Origin of the sequence: Geoalkalibacter subterraneus, from assembly GCF_000827125.1 — a bacterium.
GTDB classification, from domain to species: domain Bacteria; phylum Desulfobacterota; class Desulfuromonadia; order Desulfuromonadales; family Geoalkalibacteraceae; genus Geoalkalibacter_A; species Geoalkalibacter_A subterraneus.
This window is the reverse complement of record NZ_CP010311.1, coordinates 2,887,559-2,905,204: the sequence shown is the minus strand read 5'-3', so window position 1 is coordinate 2,905,204 and position 17,646 is coordinate 2,887,559. Positions and strand designations below refer to the sequence as shown.

The 17,646-nt window shown below is 56.9% G+C and carries 19 protein-coding genes; 8 read left to right on the top strand and 11 right to left on the bottom strand.

The annotated features are described in order from the left end of the window. Positions 1 to 50 precede the first annotated feature (50 nt). The gene (locus GSUB_RS13560; protein ID WP_040201277.1) at positions 51 to 518 is read right to left on the bottom strand and encodes an RrF2 family transcriptional regulator; all 468 of its coding nucleotides are present in this window, start codon (positions 516 to 518) and stop codon (positions 51 to 53) included. Between the two features lie 141 nt (positions 519 to 659). Between GSUB_RS13560 and GSUB_RS13555 the strand changes: the two genes are divergently transcribed. Continuing rightward, a complete protein-coding gene (locus GSUB_RS13555) occupies positions 660 to 1,181 on the top strand; it encodes a flavin reductase family protein (protein ID WP_040201276.1) in 522 nt (173 codons plus the stop codon). Positions 1,182 to 1,218: 37 nt separating this feature from the next. Here GSUB_RS13555 and GSUB_RS13550 read toward each other — a convergent pair whose 3' ends face one another. Continuing rightward, positions 1,219 to 1,962: a DUF1847 domain-containing protein gene (locus tag GSUB_RS13550; RefSeq protein WP_040201275.1), complete on the bottom strand. Its 744-nt coding sequence runs from the start codon at positions 1,960 to 1,962 to the stop codon at positions 1,219 to 1,221. A gap of 168 nt (positions 1,963 to 2,130) precedes the next feature. Between GSUB_RS13550 and GSUB_RS13545 the strand changes: the two genes are divergently transcribed. Then, positions 2,131 to 2,397: a membrane dipeptidase gene (locus GSUB_RS13545; protein WP_200890145.1), complete on the top strand. Its 267-nt coding sequence runs from the start codon at positions 2,131 to 2,133 to the stop codon at positions 2,395 to 2,397. A 113-nt stretch (positions 2,398 to 2,510) separates the two neighbouring features. Here the strand turns inward: GSUB_RS13545 and GSUB_RS13540 are convergent, their stop codons facing one another. The 6 genes from GSUB_RS13540 to GSUB_RS13515 form a co-directional block, all read right to left on the bottom strand. Then, the gene (locus tag GSUB_RS13540) at positions 2,511 to 2,906 is read right to left on the bottom strand and encodes a response regulator (RefSeq protein WP_040201273.1); all 396 of its coding nucleotides are present in this window, start codon (positions 2,904 to 2,906) and stop codon (positions 2,511 to 2,513) included. 29 nt (positions 2,907 to 2,935) lie between these two features. Continuing rightward, the gene (locus tag GSUB_RS13535; protein WP_040201271.1) at positions 2,936 to 3,529 is read right to left on the bottom strand and encodes a hypothetical protein; all 594 of its coding nucleotides are present in this window, start codon (positions 3,527 to 3,529) and stop codon (positions 2,936 to 2,938) included. Between the two features lie 111 nt (positions 3,530 to 3,640). Further along, complete coding sequence (locus GSUB_RS13530; protein WP_052464930.1) at positions 3,641 to 4,426, bottom strand: glucosaminidase domain-containing protein; 786 nt, start codon at positions 4,424 to 4,426, stop codon at positions 3,641 to 3,643. A gap of 14 nt (positions 4,427 to 4,440) precedes the next feature. Further along, complete coding sequence (locus GSUB_RS13525) at positions 4,441 to 4,770, bottom strand: SMR family transporter (protein ID WP_040201270.1); 330 nt, start codon at positions 4,768 to 4,770, stop codon at positions 4,441 to 4,443. A gap of 156 nt (positions 4,771 to 4,926) precedes the next feature. Next, positions 4,927 to 5,157, bottom strand: a complete 231-nt coding sequence (locus GSUB_RS13520; protein ID WP_040201268.1) for a hypothetical protein — start codon at positions 5,155 to 5,157, stop codon at positions 4,927 to 4,929. A gap of 97 nt (positions 5,158 to 5,254) precedes the next feature. Further along, positions 5,255 to 5,476 carry a hypothetical protein gene (locus GSUB_RS13515; protein WP_040201267.1) on the bottom strand — a complete coding sequence of 74 codons (222 nt, stop codon included), beginning with the start codon at positions 5,474 to 5,476 and terminating at the stop codon, positions 5,255 to 5,257. Positions 5,477 to 5,934: 458 nt separating this feature from the next. Between GSUB_RS13515 and hflK the strand changes: the two genes are divergently transcribed. Together hflK and hflC are read left to right on the top strand one after the other, a co-directional pair. Then, positions 5,935 to 6,963: an FtsH protease activity modulator HflK gene (hflK, locus tag GSUB_RS13510; protein ID WP_052464929.1), complete on the top strand. Its 1,029-nt coding sequence runs from the start codon at positions 5,935 to 5,937 to the stop codon at positions 6,961 to 6,963. Continuing rightward, complete coding sequence (gene hflC, locus GSUB_RS13505; RefSeq protein WP_040201266.1) at positions 6,960 to 7,898, top strand: protease modulator HflC; 939 nt, start codon at positions 6,960 to 6,962, stop codon at positions 7,896 to 7,898. The genes hflK and hflC overlap by 4 nt, the downstream gene beginning before the upstream one ends. 24 nt (positions 7,899 to 7,922) lie before the next feature. Here hflC and murB read toward each other — a convergent pair whose 3' ends face one another. Then, complete coding sequence (murB, locus tag GSUB_RS13500) at positions 7,923 to 8,918, bottom strand: UDP-N-acetylmuramate dehydrogenase (protein ID WP_040201265.1); 996 nt, start codon at positions 8,916 to 8,918, stop codon at positions 7,923 to 7,925. A 153-nt stretch (positions 8,919 to 9,071) separates the two neighbouring features. Between murB and pgaA the strand changes: the two genes are divergently transcribed. The 4 genes from pgaA to pgaD are packed head-to-tail and all read left to right on the top strand — an operon-like array spanning position 9,072 to position 15,530. Then, a complete protein-coding gene (gene pgaA, locus GSUB_RS13495) occupies positions 9,072 to 11,855 on the top strand; it encodes a poly-beta-1,6 N-acetyl-D-glucosamine export porin PgaA (protein WP_144402025.1) in 2,784 nt (927 codons plus the stop codon). Positions 11,856 to 11,857: 2 nt separating this feature from the next. After that, on the top strand, positions 11,858 to 13,792 hold the full coding sequence (gene pgaB, locus GSUB_RS13490; protein WP_040201262.1) for a poly-beta-1,6-N-acetyl-D-glucosamine N-deacetylase PgaB: 1,935 nt from the start codon (positions 11,858 to 11,860) through the stop codon (positions 13,790 to 13,792). Between the two features lie 2 nt (positions 13,793 to 13,794). Then, positions 13,795 to 15,078 carry a poly-beta-1,6-N-acetyl-D-glucosamine synthase gene (gene pgaC, locus GSUB_RS13485; protein ID WP_040201261.1) on the top strand — a complete coding sequence of 428 codons (1,284 nt, stop codon included), beginning with the start codon at positions 13,795 to 13,797 and terminating at the stop codon, positions 15,076 to 15,078. Next, positions 15,075 to 15,530, top strand: coding sequence for a poly-beta-1,6-N-acetyl-D-glucosamine biosynthesis protein PgaD (gene pgaD, locus GSUB_RS13480; protein WP_040201259.1), 456 nt, complete (start codon positions 15,075 to 15,077; stop codon positions 15,528 to 15,530). The genes pgaC and pgaD overlap by 4 nt, the downstream gene beginning before the upstream one ends. Here the strand turns inward: pgaD and trhA are convergent. Next, complete coding sequence (trhA, locus tag GSUB_RS13475; RefSeq protein WP_144402024.1) at positions 15,527 to 16,168, bottom strand: PAQR family membrane homeostasis protein TrhA; 642 nt, start codon at positions 16,166 to 16,168, stop codon at positions 15,527 to 15,529. The two genes, pgaD and trhA, sit on opposite strands and share 4 nt — an antisense overlap. Before the next feature lie 77 nt (positions 16,169 to 16,245). After that, positions 16,246 to 17,640 (bottom strand): glutamate synthase subunit beta, encoded by a 1,395-nt coding sequence (locus tag GSUB_RS13470; RefSeq protein WP_040201258.1) that lies wholly within the window; start codon positions 17,638 to 17,640, stop codon positions 16,246 to 16,248. Positions 17,641 to 17,646: the final 6 nt, after the last annotated feature.

Genomic DNA, 17,646 nt, shown 5'->3' with positions numbered 1-17,646 from the left:
ACCGGTCCGTGCGGGAAGAAAAAGTTGCGGGCTTTACGAGAGCTGGATTGTTAGATAAAATACATAAAGCGGTGGTCCAACTCTTTCTCCAGGCCCATCTCTTTGCCCTTGTCGCACAGGTCTTTCAAGGTAATGGCTTCGAAATATTCATGCAGTTTGCGGGTAGCTTCCTCCCACAGCCGCTGTGTGACGCAGACATTTTCGAAATCGCAGCAGGTGGTGCAGTCGCCATTCTGTTTCGTGCAGGGAACGAGATTCATGTCACCCTCTGCGGCAAGAATGATCTCCTTGGCGGTGATCTCCTCGGGCTTGCGGGCCAGAAAATACCCGCCCTGGGGTCCGCGGCGGCTTTTAAGCAGTCCCGCTTTTTTCAGATCCTGGAAAATCTGTTCCAGGTAGCGGGGTGAAATTTTCTGGCGCCGGGAGATGTCCTTGATCTGCACCGGCAGGGTTCCTGCATGATAAGCCATATCAAACAGTGCCCGTACGCCGTAGCGGCTTTTGGTAGAAAGTTTCATGATATTATCCTCCGTTTTTTGCAGATTAGAATTCTAATAAAGTTTATGTTCAGCGTCAAGAATTAATCCCCCTCTTCGCTGGAGACTTGCCGACGCCATGGTAAAATATAGATGAGACTATGCACCGGAGAGCTAAAAAAGATGCAGTTACTTTTTTCCCGTTATCCTCATCTTGCCGCCTGCCCGCTGGCCCTGGTCTCCTGGAAAGGGGGCGGAGGCCGTGTCGCCTGGCGGGTCACCGGCTGGATCGGACTCGTGAGTGGGAGTCCGACGCGGCTGAGTTTCGCATTGCGTGGCGACGAGCAGGATTTTGACGAAATGCGCTTCCGGCGGGATTTTGCCGTCAATGTGCCGCGAAGAGCTCTGGCGGCATTTCTGCGGCGCCAGGGGGTCATGCAGTCCGGGCATGTTGGTGCCTCTGATCTGCCCCTGTCTTTTGTGCCGGGGGCCATTGTGTCAAGTCCCTGCCTGGACGATTGCCCGGTTATTTTTGAATGCCGCGTCCACCGGATTCAGAAGGAGTTTGAGCGGGTGCGGATCACCGGGGATGTCTTTGCGGTTCAGATCGATGGTGCGTTGTACCGCGATGATGCTTTTTCGGCGATCGGCCGTATGACTTCCTGCCTGGGGCAGCATGAGCCTTCGGCAAGCGCCGTGGAATAGCCTCCCTCCGGTTGGGCACGGCTAAATTTTTTTTAAATCATTCCTCGTCCCCGCCCTTTAACACCGGCTGTTTCTGCAATCTTTTGTAGTAGAAATTCTGTCCGTAAAGGACCGCAACGGGATTATGTCCTGTGACGCGATCCTTGACCACCAGGGTCGACACTGGTGCTTGCGAATATTTGCTGAACAGCATATCGTGGCCGACACACAGCCCGATGATCAGGTTCATGTCGGTTCCGCTCCGGTTGAGCAGCTTGGCCTGTGCGATGGGGTTGCAGGCGGGCTCAAAGGTGCCGGGGCGAACCTTGTCATCCTCCTCCAGGCCCAGTTCGAGCTTGTCGATGCGTCCTGCCTTGCAGCACACCGAAAGAGGTTCCAGACCCTGGGCATTGAGGATCTCGCTGAGCCGGTCCGTTTCGTCCAGCAGGCCGATACAGGTGGCGATGCCGATTTTTTTCCATCCCATCAGCTTGATCAGGGCGATGGTGTCCTCTACCCGGGTCCAGCGGGCGTTGACCGCGTCACTCCCGGGGACCGGCTGGTAGCAAAGCCCCTCCACTTCCGCCGCGACCCGAGCCAGGCGCGCATCTTCGTCGTTCCCGGTGTAGGCGCGGAAAGATTCTTCAATCAGTTGCGCTTCCTCTTCCGACGGGCAATAGCCCGGGGCGCTCATGCCCGCTTCCGGATTGCTCCAGCAGTAGGTGGTCCCGCTTTTCTTCCATACGGCACCACAGCGGTTGCAGCTCAAAGGAGCCTTTTTTTCTTTCTGACTGGATGACATGAAGCAACTCCTTGTCTTGGCGCGCAAACGAGAACACCTCCACGCGGCTAAAATATCAAGAATGATGAAGGCTCAATCTTACCACGAGTTGCCGGGGTATCAAAAGTCGAAATAATTTTGTTTGGCTCGGGTTAAAATCTGCGTGACCGCTTGTTTATTTGTGTGATCTTGTCGATTGAAATGCTGACCGGTGGTGCGGTTTTCCTTGAGGATATGGTCATGCAGATCGATTGGCTGGTGCAGCGTTTTGGTCCGAAGGCGGTTGCGCTGGGGTCTGATTATGGTGGGTTTGAAGGGGCCTGTCATGGGTTGGAGGATCACAGCTGCTGGCCGAAGCTGGCGAACTCCATGGCGGCGCTTGGATATCCTGCTGAAGCGACAGGGGATATTCTGGGTGGCAACTGGCTGCGCATCTATGAGGGTCTGCGCTTGTAAAACGATCGGGAGAGGAGCTGCCACCTCGTTGAAGTGAGCGGATAGCAGTGCATTTGAGTGGCGCAGGATGGGGGCTGTGCCTGTGCCCCGGATCTGACGAAGATTGCTTTCTGCTAAAAGACCTGCTCGCGATTGCCGTATTTTTCCTGCAGAGCACCGAGCACCATGTTGAGAACGGCTTTCTGCCGTACTTCATGTTTGTTCAGCACCGCCAGGCAGCTTCCCATGGGAAAGCGGCGGTGCAGATAATCGGCATCGCGCCCGGACAGGATAATGATCCGACTCTTGCTCACGCCCTTGGCGACCGCATAGGTCAGGACTTTTTCTCCATCGATAGTGGGCATCTCCAGGTCGAGCAGCAGCAGCTTCAGGTCGGGATTGATCTGCGACAGGCCGCAGACGGGATCGAGACAGGTGGCGATGCTCAGCCCAGGAAAACTCTGGTGGACATGGTTCTTGAGGAATTTGACGAATCCCGGATCGTCATCGATGATGAGAATGTCGCTCATGGAGAATCCTTGAGGGCGTGCCCCGGGCACTAATTCGGTTGAGAGAGTTTCTCAGCGATCTGCTGCACGACGATGGCGTTGTCGGGCGTTGCCGGCAGGGCAAGGCCCACACCGCGCAAGCGCGGCTGCTCTGCATCCTTGAATATCTGCAGGATGATAAAGCCATCCCCCACCATTTCAAAATCCGCGCTGTAAACCCGCTGAAAATAATCGTTGCGGCTTTCCAGGAAAGTCATGTCGCCTACTGTAACCATGAACTCAAACCAGAGAATGTCGTCCTGATTGAGCTCCATGGATTTTACCGGACCGAATTCGCCCATTAGAAACTGCAGGGCGTTGCTGATGACGTTTTTTTCTTCCCGTTTCTGCTGGGCCGAAAAATGCTCAGGCAGCAGGTAAAGGGAAGAAATGCCGCTGAAATTCTGTGTCTGAAGATAGCTGGTTGTCATTTCGGTGACGAATTCGTAATCCGTGCACTGGGCCTTGCCCGGCACGAACATCAAAGTCAGGCAGAAGCAGGCCGTGACCAGTGCTGTCTGGAAATAGGTGTTCACGATGGCGTCCCCTCCGGTCGTGGAAATTTTAATGTCGCTGCAGCTTAATTCGGCAAATTCCTGCGCCATTATCGCCCGGCCTCAAAAATGAGGCAACCGTGTTTGTTCACGCCGTTTGTATACTTCTTGGGGAAAACGGCTGTTCGATTAGTCGAAAATCTTGACTGCCCTTGCAGAAAGTCAGAAATCGTTTGATGTCATGGTTTTTCGATAGCGCTCGGGTGTAACCAGTTCGCGGTTGCTGAGAATCATGCTCTGCACCTCGGCGATATACTCTTCTCCACGCTCCGAGTAGGCGCCAAGTCCCTGTGCCAGGACGAGAGGGTCCGGGTTTTCGTTCCGATGACGGGCCTGAGCACGCAGCGTGCGCAGTTTGCGATAGGCCCGGTGAGTATTGATGTTTTTGAGATAGGCGGCAACAGCAGCGTTGATACTGTCGAAAACGGCAACCTCATGGCTGAGGCCTGATTCCCGTTGCTGTGGAACCATGCCGCAGCCCGGCGTAAAGCACCATTGTCCGAACAGGTTGTTGCCCTCCCTTGCGAAACGTGAAGCACCCCACATCGATTCGTTGGCCGCCTGGGCCAGGACCAGTTCCAGCGGCACAACGTCGATTCGCTTCAGTAACTGTTCAGCGGATGCTTCCGCAGGCAGGTCGTACTCATCGCGCAGCTGCTTCAGCACATTTCCGTCGCCGGTTTCCAGTGCTTCGGTCAGATGCGCGCGCTGGGCGCGGATGCGGTCGTTCTCAGCCACAACGATCGGTCCGAGAAAGGAAAAGAATCGCTGCTTTTTCTCCTGGACAGAATCTATGCCGCTTAAATCCAGGTCTTCGATGGTGACATGGGGCACCTGTGAAGGTGCCTGCCGGGTGAGCAGGCTGGGCAGCAGGGCAACGACCACGCCGGCGGTCAGAATCCCGGCCATGATCAGTGTCGTTAGAAGATTGAGCCTGGGTCGGTTCACGCGAAGTTCTCCATTTAATGGGGCGTTGTCCTGGAAAAGACGTTGATGACGATGACTCCCGCGACAATCAGGGTGATGCCGATAATGGCTGCCAAATCCGGGATCTGCTTGAAAGCCAGTGCGCCCACCACTGTAATGATGGTGATACCGGCACCGGCCCAGATGGCATAGGCGATACCGATGGGGATGGTTCGCAGGGCGATCGCCAGAAAGTAAAAGGCTGCGCTGTAGCCGGTGATGACGATCAGGCTGGGACCGAGCCGGGTGAATGCCTCAGAGGACTTCAGGGCACTGGTGGCAATGACTTCGGCAATGATGGCGATGCTGAGGTAGAAAGCGGCCAAGAGAAATCTCCACAATGAAAAAACGGTGGCCTGAGGGGCTGCCGATACGGGGTTCACATTATCAAACGCCGCGATTATGGACAGAAAAGGCCGGGTTTTGCAACCCGGCCCGGAAGAAATAAGTTTTGAGAGTGTCTTCGTGATGATCTGCCAGGGTCAGTTGTTGCGAACCTTCTGCTCCACAGGTTGCTTGCTGCCCTGGGCAACGCCTTTGACCAATCCGAGCATTATCAGAACGGCAGGAACAAGTTGTGCGACAATGATCAGGCCGCAGAAGCCGAGGAAAACCCATACGACCAGGCCGCTGTGGTCTTCGCGTCCGGCGGCGAATGCGGGTGAGGCGAAGCTGCTCAACATGGCGATGGCGGCAAATACTCTGGCTTTCATAGTGTCCTCCTTCTGTATGGTCCGTAAGGGGTGAGGCGTGAGGAGTGAGAGGGCTCAATCCTCACGCGCCCTGTTCTTTGCTTGATTCTTTAGGTTGTCAGTGCGACACGTGTTTCGCTGCGGGGCTGGAAGTAGCCAGGCCTTTGATGACCGAGCCGATAACCAGCAGACCGGGGACAAACTGTGCCACGATAATCAGGGCGAAGAACCCGAGGAACAGCCAGGTCAGAAGTCCCGAACCCTCGGTGGCGCCGGAAGCGGCAAAAGCTTGTGCGGAAGGGGCGAGCAGCGCGGCGATGGTCAGATGCAGAGTTTTCATAATGTCCTCCTTGGCTATGATGAAGTTGTGTTGTATTTGACTTTCTATAAGAGCATCGAGCGTGCCAAGTTTGAGAAAAGATGCGTAATGTTTTTTAAGATATTGAAAACGTTATAAAAAATTGAATTTTAAGATTTTGGCGAAACCGGCAGGTTGGTGGCGCGGTGAATAAATTTTATATACATTCAAGGTCTGCAGTAAGGGGGTGCCGAAAAGCGAGCTTTTGCGTAACATGCTGGATCCTCTAAAAAAAACAGTTTCTGAGCGGGTGTATGGTTAAAACATACGGTGCATGATTAAGCGAATGTACATATAAAACTTCAGGCAGCCTTTCCCTTCTCGATCGTCCGGATTTGCTGGTTTGAAATGATCGGCTGTGTTACTTTTGAATTTCATTTTAACCTGATGAATGATCGCGGCGGAGAAAAGTGCTGTGAAATTCAACACATGGAGGTTGTATGCAAAATTGGGGCGACGGTGGGCCCTCGGCTGATGATCTGGAAAAGAAGATTATCGATATCGGCCGCAAGCTTAAGAAAGAGTTCCGACCCAACAAGATGCTGTTCGTCATACTGGCGGGGTTGGTGGTGGCTTTCGGCATCTACAGCAGCTTTTACAAGGTTGACACCGAAGAGACCGGCGTCATCCTGCGGTTCGGCAAGCATGTCGGTTATTCCGATCCCGGGCTGCATTTCAAGATTCCCTTTGGAGTCGACAAGGTCTACCTGGTTAAAACCGGTCGCGTCTTCAAGGAGGAGTTCGGTTTCCGCACGGTCATGCCGGGTGAGCGTTCCTCCTATACCAAAAGAGGGCTGGAGGAGGAGTCGTTGACCCTGACTGGCGACCTCAATGTCAGCGACGTGGAGTGGATCGTGCAGTTCCAGGTGGTCGATCCGTATAAATATGTTTTCCGGCTGAAGAATCCGGTGGAAACTATTCGTGACATCAGTGAAGCGATGGTGCGCAAAGTGGTCGGCAACAGCAACGTGACCGATGTCCTGACCACCGACCGAGCTCTGCTTGCCGCGCGTATCCAGGAGGACGTGCAGGATATCCTCAATGAATATGATATCGGCGTTCGCGTGGTGACGGTCAAATTTCAGGATGTGACGCCGCCTGACCCGGTAAAAAAGGCATTCAACGAGGTCAATGAGGCGGAGCAGCAGAAGGAGAGTATGATTTTCAAAGCCCGTGAACAGTTCAATCGCGAGGTGCCGCGTGCCCGCGGCGAGGCGAAAAAAACCATTGAAGAGGCCGAAGGTTATGCCATTGAGCGCATCAATATGGCGATGGGGGAAACGAACCGTTTCCGGGCTCTGCTCAGCGAATTCCGTAAGGCTCCCGAAGTGACCAAGCAGCGTATCTTCCTTGAGACCATGGAAGAAGTTCTGCCGCGTCTCGAAGAAATTTATGTCATGGACGAGGGCGGCAGCAACCTGCTGCCATTGCTGCCCATGCGCAGTGAGCGCCGGGGAGGTGGCCAATGAAAGCGCCTGTGATTGTTGGATTGGTGCTGCTGATTCTAATTGGTGTCGGCAGCAGTGCCTATGTGGTCAACGAGGCCGAGCAGGCCATTATCACGCAGTTCGGCAAACCGGTGGGGGATGTCAAATATGCCGGTCTGCATTTTAAGATTCCGGTCATTCAGGATGTGCGCCGTTTCGAGCGGCGCATCATGAAATGGGACAGTGCTCCCAACCAGATCCCTACCAAGGATAAGCGTTTCATCTGGGTGGATACCACCGCGCGTTGGCGCATCGTCGATCCGTTGCTGTTCTACCGCAGTGTCGCCACCGAGCGCGGTGCCCAGGGACGTCTCGACGACATTATTGACTCCGTGGTGCGCGACGCCGTATCGGGTCGCCTGCTGGCGGAACTGGTGCGCGGCAGTGATTATGAGAAACCCCGGGGGCTGGAAGATGAGGAAGAGGTCTTCGAGTTTGAAGGCGAGGTGGTAGAAGAAAGCGAGTTGATCGGACGCGAGGAAATTCTCGACGACCTGCTCGAAAAAGCCCGTGCCAGCGTGCCGGAATATGGTATTGAGCTGCTCGATGTGCAGATCAAGCGGATCAATTATGTCGAGCAGGTGCTTGAGCGGGTGTATGAGCGCATGGTCAATGAACGCAACCAGGTTGCCGCCGAGTATCGCTCCGAGGGTGAAGGGGAAAAAGCCGAGATCCTCGGCAAGATGGAACGTGAGCTGAAGGAGATCCGCTCCGGTGCTTACCGCACCGCCCTGGAGATTCGCGGCAAGGCCGACGCTGAAGCCGCCTCCATCTACGCCGGGACCTACAATGAAGACAAGGATTTCTATTCCTTCCTGCGGACCCTGGAATCCTATAAAAAAGTCATCGGCGAAAACGGCCGCCTGGTCATCGGGACCGATTCCGACTACTACCGTTACTTGAAAGAGATCAACTGACGCATCAGCGGCGGTCCGCGTCCCTTAACCGGGGGCGTGGACCGCGACCAGTTGCAGGGCCTGGTCGGCGGGCATTAAAACTGCCTGCGGGCTGACGTAGCGCACTTCGCACATGAGGTCGAAGTCGATCCTCTGCCGCACCACGGCGCGGATATGGTTGATCAGTTCCAGCACGTCACGGCAACTGGCCCCGCCGCGATTGACGATGAAATTGGCATGAAGGGGTGAAACTTCGGCGCCGCCGATGCGCATCCCCTTGAGGCCTGCATCTTGGATGACCTTGCCTGGCGGGCCGACCTGGGTATGCATAGCGGGGGAACTCAAGAAGACCGAGCCGCAGTTGGGTTGCTTGCGTGGAAATTTATGCCGACGTTCCCGCAGGTCTTCCACCATGCGGCGGCGTATCTCCTGCGGGTCGCCGACGGGACAGGTCAGTTCAACCCGCGTGACTGCAGCGCCGGTGCCTTGCAGGGCACTGCGGCGATAGTCGAAACGGCACTCTTCGCGGGTCAGGACCCGCTCGTTGCCCGTGCGGTCAATGATCCACACCCGACGCACATGATCGCCGACGGCCTGGCGATGACTGCCGCCGTTCATCATGACCAGGCCGCCGATGGTGCCGGGGATACCGATGATATGTTCCAGGCCTGTCAGCCCGGCACGTCCCGCGCGGCGGGCGAGCTGCGGAACCCACGCTCCCCCTTCGGCGACAATGGTCTGGCCGTGGATGGAGATGCGCCCGAGGCGGCGGCCGATTTTGAGTACGATGCCACGCACCCCCGCATCATCGAACAGCAGGTTTGAACCTTCGCCGATGACCAGCAGGGGGATATGTCTGTTGTGCGCGAACTCCATCAGCCGTGCAATCTGGTCGGCATCGGCGGGCTCGACAAACAGATCCGCCGGGCCACCAATGCGCCAGCTGCAATGCCGCGACAGGGGTTCATCTGTCCTGATCACCCCGACGTCGAGGTGCGCCAGGTTCGAATCTTTTACGTTGTCGGAGTGCTGACAGTCCATAGTCGTTGTTTTTTACCTTGATGGAAATCTTTCCCGTATAAAACACCGGACGTTGAAAAGACCTCAAGAAGATAGCATGAGGATTTTTTTTTTGCCAGCATGGGACTGATTTGAAATTTTTGGCAGATTTATTGCTTTTAATTGTTTTTTGTTATGAAATATTTTCATCTTTGCTTTCAGCTTCTCTTTTTTCTTCTGCTCGTTTTTTCGCCTGCCATCTGTGCGGCAGCGGAAAACCGGATCAATACCGGATTTGCGCCCAGCGCTGCTTCGCTTTTTCCTGATGCTGCCGCAGCAGAACGATTTGGTTCGGCTTTGGCCGATGCGCTTGACGCTTCGGTCAGCGTTCGGCTGTTCGACGATGTCCACAGCCTGCCGGAATGGCTAAACCGTTTTCGCGCCATTGACCTGAGCCTGATCCCTCGAAAAACTCTGCAGAATCAGCCCTCCGGCCGGCTGTTTTCCCTGCTGACGACCGATACCGATGAGGTTTTTGTCCTGCGCCAGGGGATCGCCCCCGCACGGCGCGAACACATTGCCGCTGCGATTCGTGAGGTGCTGTCAGAAGAAAAGCGGCATGTCTCTTCTGAACCCGCAGCTTTTTCGGACCGTGAGGACGCCCTGCGGCAGGAAGCCGTCAAACAGGCACGGGATGGTCATCTGGAAGATTCTCTCGAGATCCTGAAACAACTCTACAATCGCAATCCCGCCAATAGCAAAGTGGCCTACGACTACCTGACGGTGCTGGGATGGGCTGAGCGTGATGCCGAAGTGGTCATCCTCGCGGATTCCATGGAATTGGACAAGGCTCCGCTGCACGTGGTGGACGTTGTGGCCAAGGCGCTGCGCAACCATAAATGGTTTGAAGCTTCGGCAGCTTTGTACGCGGAGGCCATGCAGCGCTGGCCTGATCATCTTCCGTTTGCGTTGGGGCGGCTTATGGCGCTGGCCGATGCCGGAGAGGTGGAGGCGAGCCGCCGCCTGGTTCGTCAGTTGCAGAATCGCCATCCGGAGCGAAGAGATGTCCTTTCGGCCTGTGTGTATGCTGCAGAGCGCGCCGGAGATCATCTCACCGCTTTGGATCTGCATCAACGCCTGCTGGTGCTCAACCCCGCCGATCCCGACGCTTTACTGGGACGGATTCGCGCTCTGAGGTTTCTGGGAGCGAGCCACCTGGCCCTGCACTATGCCGAGAAATTTCCCGGACTGCTGCAAAAAGCTGATCTGCAGCGTCTGCATAATGATGCTGCAGCACATCAGGTGCGCTGGGGAAGCTACTCCCCTGAGGCCGAGAAAACCCGGTTTCTGGAAACAGATCAGGCGTTGGAGCGGATTTCAGCGAATCTGCGACGCCTTCATGCGGCTGATAATGCGCCTCCGACCCTGGTGCGGCAAGGACGCATCGACCGTATGGTTGCCCTGCGCAACCGCGTGCGCATGCCGGAGGTTGTGACCCTATATCAATCTTTGCAGCGCGAAGATGAGTTCCTGCCTGCTTATGCTCTCAAAGCCGCTGCGGATGCCTACCTCTACCTGGAGCAGCCCGAGGCGGCCTACGATATCTATCAGCAGGCTCTACACCTCGAGCCCGATGATTTTGAAACACGGCTGGCGCTGTTTTATGCCGATGTGGAATTGGAAGAATTCGACCGTGCCATCACTCGCATCGACCGTCTTTTCGCGGAGGTGCAAGCAGAAAAAAATGCCGATCGTCAGCGTTTGACCGCAGAGTTGACGACTGGTTTGGCCCGAGTCTTTGCAGGAGATCTGCCGGAGGCCCAGAGCCGGATCGAAACGTTGCATGACCATGCACCGCTCAATCCTGATCTCAAGCAGGAACTGGGGGGAGTTTATGCGGCGCGTGGGTGGCCGCGCAAAGCGGAATCGATTTTGGAAAACGGCCTGCTGAACAATCCGGACCATCGTGGTCTGCAGATCGCCAGAGCTCACAACCGTTTTGATCTGCGGCAGTACGGTACCGCACAAGCGGCTGCTGAAGATCTCTATGGGCGATTCCCGGAGGATAAACATGTGCAGCGCCTTGCGCGCCGCAGCTATCTTCATGACCTGCGTGAATTGCAGGTTGAGGCGGGCTACAGCGACAGCAGCGAGACCGATTATGGCGGTAACGAACTGCGCCTGGGGTCGACCCTCTATTCCTCTCCGCTGAAAGAACATTACAGGCTTTTTGCCGGGATTCTATGGTCGCGTGGTGATTTCGCCGAGGGGCGCGGCATTGTTCGCCGTTATCGCAGCGGCCTGGAGTATCGCAGTCGCCGCCTGGAGGGGAACGCCGAAATCAATTACACCGCGGCGGGAGCAGGCGGTGTCGGTGTGGGCGTAGCGGGTCTCCTGCATCAGGATGATCAGCGCTCCTGGCCTTTTGCCGTTGAAATTCGCAGCAGCGCTACACCGACCCGCGCCCTGCGCAACGGAATCGATGCCGATGCGATCCGCTTTGGTTTTGTCCATCGTGCCCATGAGCGGCGCCGCTGGTCGCTGGGGACGGGACTGATGGATTTCAGCGACGGCAATCTGCGCACGCACCTGCGGGCGGACCTGCGGCAGCGTGTCGTCACGCGCCCCCATTATCATCTCGACGGGGTGGTTGATCTCTATGCTTCTTTCAACAAAAAGAGCGATGTACCCTATTACAGCCCGCAGCAGGATGCTTCCGCCTCTGTAACACTGGACAACACCTGGCTGCTGTGGCGGCGCTACCAGCGCGCCTTCCGGCACCGGCTCGCCCTGACGGTTGGGGCCTATCAGCAGCAGGGTTACGGAACCGGACCTCTGCTCGGCGCCCGCTACGAACACCTGTGGCAGGCCGATGGTCGGTTCGACCTGGTTTATGGTATCGGATGGCACCGTCGTATCTATGATGGCGATCCGGAAAACGGGGTGGACGGCGACCTTTCAGTTCGTTGGAGATTTTAAGTATGTGGCGGTTGATGGTACTGATCGTGGCACTTTGCTGCGGCCTGATTTGGATCCCGCAGCCCGCTTGTGCGGATCTGATCGCGCTCTGTTATCACGATGTAACCGATAACGTCGTGCCCGACGACGATATGAGCGTGTCACGCGACAACCTGATTGCCCACTTCGCCTGGCTGAGGGAACACGGTTATCGCCCCGTATCCATCGATGATATCTTTGCGGCCCGCAGCGGGGGCCAGCCTCTGCCGGAAAAGGCGGTGCTGTTGACCTTCGATGATGGCTACCGCAGTTTTTACCAGCGGGTTTTCCCTCTGCTCAAGGCTTTCAATTACCCCGCAGTGCTGGCCCTGGTCGGCAGTTGGCTTGAAACGCCCACCGGTGAAATGGTGCGTTATGGTGAAAGCCGTGTCCCGCGCGAACTCTTTATGAGTTGGCCGCAGCTGCGGGAAGTGGCCGAATCGGGGCTGGTGGAGATTGCCTCACACAGCTATGACCTGCATCGGGGGATAATCGCCAATCCCCAGGGCAATGAGCTGCCCGCTATGACCGCACGGGCGTTCGACCCTGCTGAGAACTCCTACGAAAGCGACGGGGCCTATCGGGAAAGGCTGCGCGAGGATTTCAAGCGCAATCGTGCGCTGCTCGAGGATAAACTCGGGCTGAAGCCGCGGGTCATGGTCTGGCCTTACGGGCAATACAATCGCATCGCTGTGGATCTTGCTGAAGAGGTGGGAATGTCTCTGACCTTTTCCCTCGCCTCAGAGGGGGCAGGGGGGAAGGATCCGCGCGTGGTGGGGCGGGATCTGGTGCTTGGCAATCCAAAGGCGGCGGATTTCGTCTGGTCTCTGCGCAACCGCAGCCTGCACCGGAATTTTCCGCGCCGGGTGCTGCATGTGGATCTCGATTATGTCTTCGACGAAGATCCCGTTCAGCAGGAAGATAATCTTGGCCTTCTGCTCGAGCGTGTGCTTGATCTTGGCGTCAACACGGTCTACCTGCAGGCTTTTGCCGACCCGGACGGTGACGGTGTTGCGGATGCCTTGTATTTCCCCAATCGCCATCTGCCCATGCGTGCCGATCTGTTCAACCGGGTGGCCTGGCAGCTGCGCACCCGTACAGGGGTGACGGTTTATGCGTGGATGCCGGTTCTTGGGTTTGCCCTGGATATGCCCGGGCATCTGGTTCTTGCCCGTAGCGGTGATGGCCCAGACATGCCCGCACCCGAAGCCTATCGTCGCCTGTCCCCCTTTTCAGGGGCCGCTGCGCGGGTCGTCGGGGAGATCTACCGGGATCTTGCCAAGCACGCCGCCTTTGCCGGTCTGATCTTTCATGATGACGCTTTTCTGTCCGATTACGAGGATGCAAATCCTGCAGCCCTGGAGGCTTACCGCCAAGCAGGGCTGCCGGAGTCATTCGCTTCAATCCGTGAGGAGGTCGGACTTCTCGAGCGTTGGACCGAAGTAAAGTCTCAAAGACTCAACGGCTTCATTGCTGCACTGATTGAGGATGTTCGGGTCTATCGCCCGGAAATAAAGACAGCCCGCAACATCTTTGCCCGCCCGGTCCTTGAACCGGCCGCCCGCCACTGGTTTGCTCAGAGCCTGGACGGGTTCATGGCGCAATACGATTATCCCGCCATTATGGCAATGCCCTACATGGAGGAGGCTGAAAATCCCGACCAGTGGTTGAAGAAGCTGGTGGAAGCGGTGGCTGCCGTTCCAGGGGCCCTGGACCAGGTGGTGTTTGAACTGCAGAGTCGCGACTGGCGTACCGGACAGCCGGTTGACGGATCAACCTTGGCGCGGCAGATGGAACTTCTACAATCTGCGGGTGTCAAGCACTACGGATATTATCCCGATGATTTTCTCAACAACCGTCCAGAGGCGCGGCTGGTCCGGCCGCAGATCTCAAGTCGTACTATCCCCTATAGGCCTTGATTATGCTGGAAGTTCTCGACACTGTCCGAGATTTTTTTATTGCGTTTCTGTTTTTCTATCCCCTGTTCATGGCCTATTTGTGGATGATCGGGGCGGTTTACTACTACTGGCGGCGCGAGCGGGGGCGCCCCTCTTACCGGAATGAGCCGAAGCTCCCTCATTATCCCGGTGTCTCACTGGTGGTGCCCTGTTTCAATGAAGGGGCTCATCTGGTGGAGACGATTGAGGCGCTGGCTCGGCAAACCTACCCGAATTTCGAGATCATCGCCGTCAATGACGGCAGCAGCGACGAAACCGGTACGACCCTTGACGCACTTGCCGCTGAGTATGAGTGCCTGCGGGTGGTTCACTTTACCGGCAACCAGGGTAAGGCCATGGGATTGCGTATGGCGGCCATGGTTTCGCCGCATGAGTTTCTGGTCTGCATTGATGGAGACGCTCTGCTCGACCCCCATGCCACCACCTGGATCATGAGCCACTTTATCAACGGCCCGCGAGTAGGGGCGGTGACCGGCAACCCGCGCATACGGACGCGGTCGACGCTGCTGGGAAGAGTCCAGGTCGGAGAATTCTCCGCCATTATCGGAATGATCAAGCGGGCCCAGAGGATTTATGGACGCGTTTTTACCGTGTCGGGTGTGGTTTCCGGGTTCCGCAAGTCGGCCTTGCACCAGGTGGGCTACTGGGGGCTTGACAAGGTGACGGAAGATATCGATATCAGTTGGAAACTGCAGATCAACCACTGGGATATCCGCTTTGAACCCAATGCCCTGTGCTGGATTCTCATGCCCGAGACCCTGCGAGGTCTGTGGAAGCAGCGCGTGCGCTGGGCGCAGGGCGGCTATGAGGTGCTGCTGCACAATCTGCCGCGCATGTTCCGGTGGAAGGTGCGCCGCATGTGGCCCGTGGTGCTGGAGTTTCTGGTGGCCATGGCATGGAGCTACAGCATGCTGGCTGTTGCGGTGTTGTGGCTGCTGGGCTGTTTTCTTCCGCTGCCCGAATACCTCGCTCTTCCTTCCATGATCCCGGACTGGCCGGGCGTTGTTCTGGGACTGACCTGTCTGCTGCAATTCGCCGTGAGTTTGACCATCGATGCGCGTTATGAAGGCGGACTGGGACGCTATTACTACTGGATGATCTGGTATCCGCTCGCCTTCTGGCTGATCAGCCTGTTCTCCTCTATCGTCGGGCTGCCGAGGGCCATTTTTAAGCGTAGAGGGCGGCGGGCGACCTGGGTCAGCCCGGATCGGGGGATCGCCGGAGAGAATGCGGGAGAAGGATCATGAAACCGCCCATTATCGAAAATCGACGCGGCGCAGACCCCATTCAGCGTTACGGGCAGGGAGCGCTGACTGCCGCTTTCTGGTTCGGCTTCGGCATGTTGCTGCGGCCATTGGTGACTTTTGCCGCCTGGCTGATGGGGGGACATTTTCTGCATGAGGCGGTCTGGACCAATGAGGGGCTTGTCAGTCTGGCGCGAGTGCCCGCCATGTATGTGGTCGTCGTTCTGTTGATCGGGGCCGGCCTGACCGGGTGGGCGAGCTACAATCTGCTGCGTTTTCGGAACAATGAACGCCGAACGCGCCAGCCCGATCCCGTGACTCCCGAACAAATTGCCGGTTTTTATTGTGTTTCTGCGGGTCTGGTCCATCGATGGCAGCGTGCTCGGCGTATCGTTATGGCTCATGACGAGAAGGGCCTTCCCGTTTCAAACCGTGCAGAAAGAGATTCCCGTTAATTCGGGATGAGGTGCCGCAGAACCGCCAGGTAGTGGAGGACTGTTCCCGCCAGGACAAAGAGATGCCAGATGGCATGGTGAAAGGGCAGTTTTTTCCAGGCGTAGAAGATCAACCCGAAACTGTAGAAGAGTCCGCCGGCCAACAGCAGTTTCAGCGCGGGGTGCGGAATATAGGTCGTTGCAGGTCCCACTGCGAATATGAGCAGCCAACCCATGGCCAGATAGATCAGCGGCGCGAGAATTTTGAAGCGGTGCACGAAAAAGAATTTGAACACGAAGCCGACCAGCGTCATCCCCCATACCAGCCCTAACAGCGTCCATCCCCAGTGTCCCCTCAGATGTACCAGGGTAAAAGGGGTGTAGGTTCCGGCGATCAGCAGGTAGATCGCGCAGTGGTCGATGATTTTGAACAGCCGTCCGAATCGCGCATGAAACTTGAAGATGTGATACAGGGTAAAGGAGGCATAGGAAATCACCAGAGTCGCACCAAAAATGGCACAGGAGACGATGTGCCAGGAGTTGCCGTGGCGAGCAGATTCAGCAACCAGAAGGATCAGGGCGGGGATACTCAGGATAAAGCCGATCCCCGGTGCCAGGATGTTGGCATACTGCGTGATGCGGTAATAACGCGGATCCATAGTGCGGCTTTCTCCGCGTGAAGGTAGCGGTCTGTATTGACATGACGAGTTTCTGCCGAAGAGCGCTCACTGAGGAGTCAGGGCGCTTCGCCCAAAAGCCGCTCCATGATATCGAAGGCGGCCCGGCGCCCGTCCGCTGCTGCGGTGACTGCCAAATGTGCGCCCCGGCTGCAATCACCGCCTGCATAAACTTTGGGGTGAGAAGTGCGTCCGGTTTCGGCATCGATCTGCAGGCACCGTTTCTCGGTACTGATGCCGGCTTTGCTGAGAAAATCGAACTCCTCCACATCGAATCCCAGAGCCAGGATCAGGATGTCTCCCAGAATGCAGTGCTCTGACTTCTCAACAGTCTCCACCCGTCTGCGGCCGCTTTCGTCCGCATGACTCAAACGAGTGCGGATCACCTCGATGCCGGTCAGTCGCGCATCCTCGTTGACCACGATGCGGGTCGGCGAGCGAAGGAAGAAAAATTCAGCTCCCTCCTCCACCGCATTGTGATATTCCTTGCGGCTGCCGGGCATGTTCTCCTCGTCGCGCCGGTAGACACAGGTCACCGTTTCAGCACCTTCGCGAAGAGCGGTGCGTACACAGTCCATGGCGGTGTCGCCGCCGCCGATGACCACCACCCGGCGACCACGGACATCGAAGCGGCGGTGCATCTTGCCGCCGGAAAGACGGGTCTGGACCTCAGACAGAAATTCCATCGCCAGAAACACGCTGCCATGACGTTCGTGCGCCAGTTTCGGCAGCTGCCCTCCGCAGGCACCCACCCCTAGAAAGACCGCATCATAATCCTCCAGCAGCTGTTCGAAGGCAATCTCGCGTCCGACCTCCCGGTTGAGGTGCAGGGTGAGCCCGGCACGGGCCAGGATTTTAAAGCGCCTCTGGACGATTTCCTTATCAAGTTTGAAGTTGGGAATGCCGATAGCCATCAATCCGCCGGGGATGCTGCTGCGCTCGAACATATCGACGCCGATCCCTGCGCGCAGAAGAAAGTGTGCGCATGAGAAACCTGCCGGACCCGATCCGATCACCGCCACCCGCTGTTTATGGCGAATGCCGGGGAAAGGGATCTCAAGACCATGGGCAAAGGCGAGATCGGTGATGGAGGCTTCAATGGCGCCGATGGTGATGGCGCCGTAGCCGTCCTCCAAGGTGCAGGCTCCCTCGCACAACCGGCTCTGCGGGCAGATGCGCCCCAGGATCTCGGGAAAAGGGGAAGTCTCGTTGGAGAGCAGAAAGGCGGTCTCCAGGTCCTCGTCTGCGATCGCCCCAAGCCACTGGGGGATGGCGTTGCCCAGCGGGCAGCCAAGCGTCGCACAGAATGGGTCGCCGCACTGGATGCAGCGCTCGGCCTGAGAAGCGGCCTGAGCCCTGTTGTAGAAACGATAAATCTCCTCAAAACCACGCACCCGCGTCGCAACCGATTTTTTCTGCGGCTCGTGCCGGTTGGTATCGATAAAATTCTGCATGGGCAG

Excerpts from the sequence above, each read along its gene's own strand:
- GSUB_RS13470 (WP_040201258.1), bottom strand. The coding sequence starts at position 17,640 with ATGCAGAATTTTATCGATACCAACCGGCACGAGCCGCAGAAAAAATCG.
- trhA (WP_144402024.1), bottom strand. The coding sequence starts at position 16,168 with ATGGATCCGCGTTATTACCGCATCACGCAGTATGCCAACATCCTGGCA.
- pgaB (WP_040201262.1), top strand. The coding sequence starts at position 11,858 with ATGTGGCGGTTGATGGTACTGATCGTGGCACTTTGCTGCGGCCTGATT.
- hflC (WP_040201266.1), top strand. The coding sequence starts at position 6,960 with ATGAAAGCGCCTGTGATTGTTGGATTGGTGCTGCTGATTCTAATTGGT.
- GSUB_RS13550 (WP_040201275.1), bottom strand. The coding sequence starts at position 1,962 with ATGTCATCCAGTCAGAAAGAAAAAAAGGCTCCTTTGAGCTGCAACCGC.
- murB (WP_040201265.1), bottom strand. The coding sequence starts at position 8,918 with ATGGACTGTCAGCACTCCGACAACGTAAAAGATTCGAACCTGGCGCAC.
- pgaC (WP_040201261.1), top strand. The coding sequence starts at position 13,795 with ATGCTGGAAGTTCTCGACACTGTCCGAGATTTTTTTATTGCGTTTCTG.
- GSUB_RS13560 (WP_040201277.1), bottom strand. The coding sequence starts at position 518 with ATGAAACTTTCTACCAAAAGCCGCTACGGCGTACGGGCACTGTTTGAT.
- pgaA (WP_144402025.1), top strand. The coding sequence starts at position 9,072 with ATGAAATATTTTCATCTTTGCTTTCAGCTTCTCTTTTTTCTTCTGCTC.
- GSUB_RS13520 (WP_040201268.1), bottom strand. The coding sequence starts at position 5,157 with ATGAAAGCCAGAGTATTTGCCGCCATCGCCATGTTGAGCAGCTTCGCC.
- hflK (WP_052464929.1), top strand. The coding sequence starts at position 5,935 with ATGCAAAATTGGGGCGACGGTGGGCCCTCGGCTGATGATCTGGAAAAG.
- GSUB_RS13555 (WP_040201276.1), top strand. The coding sequence starts at position 660 with ATGCAGTTACTTTTTTCCCGTTATCCTCATCTTGCCGCCTGCCCGCTG.
- GSUB_RS13540 (WP_040201273.1), bottom strand. The coding sequence starts at position 2,906 with ATGAGCGACATTCTCATCATCGATGACGATCCGGGATTCGTCAAATTC.
- GSUB_RS13535 (WP_040201271.1), bottom strand. The coding sequence starts at position 3,529 with ATGGCGCAGGAATTTGCCGAATTAAGCTGCAGCGACATTAAAATTTCC.
- pgaD (WP_040201259.1), top strand. The coding sequence starts at position 15,075 with ATGAAACCGCCCATTATCGAAAATCGACGCGGCGCAGACCCCATTCAG.
- GSUB_RS13515 (WP_040201267.1), bottom strand. The coding sequence starts at position 5,476 with ATGAAAACTCTGCATCTGACCATCGCCGCGCTGCTCGCCCCTTCCGCA.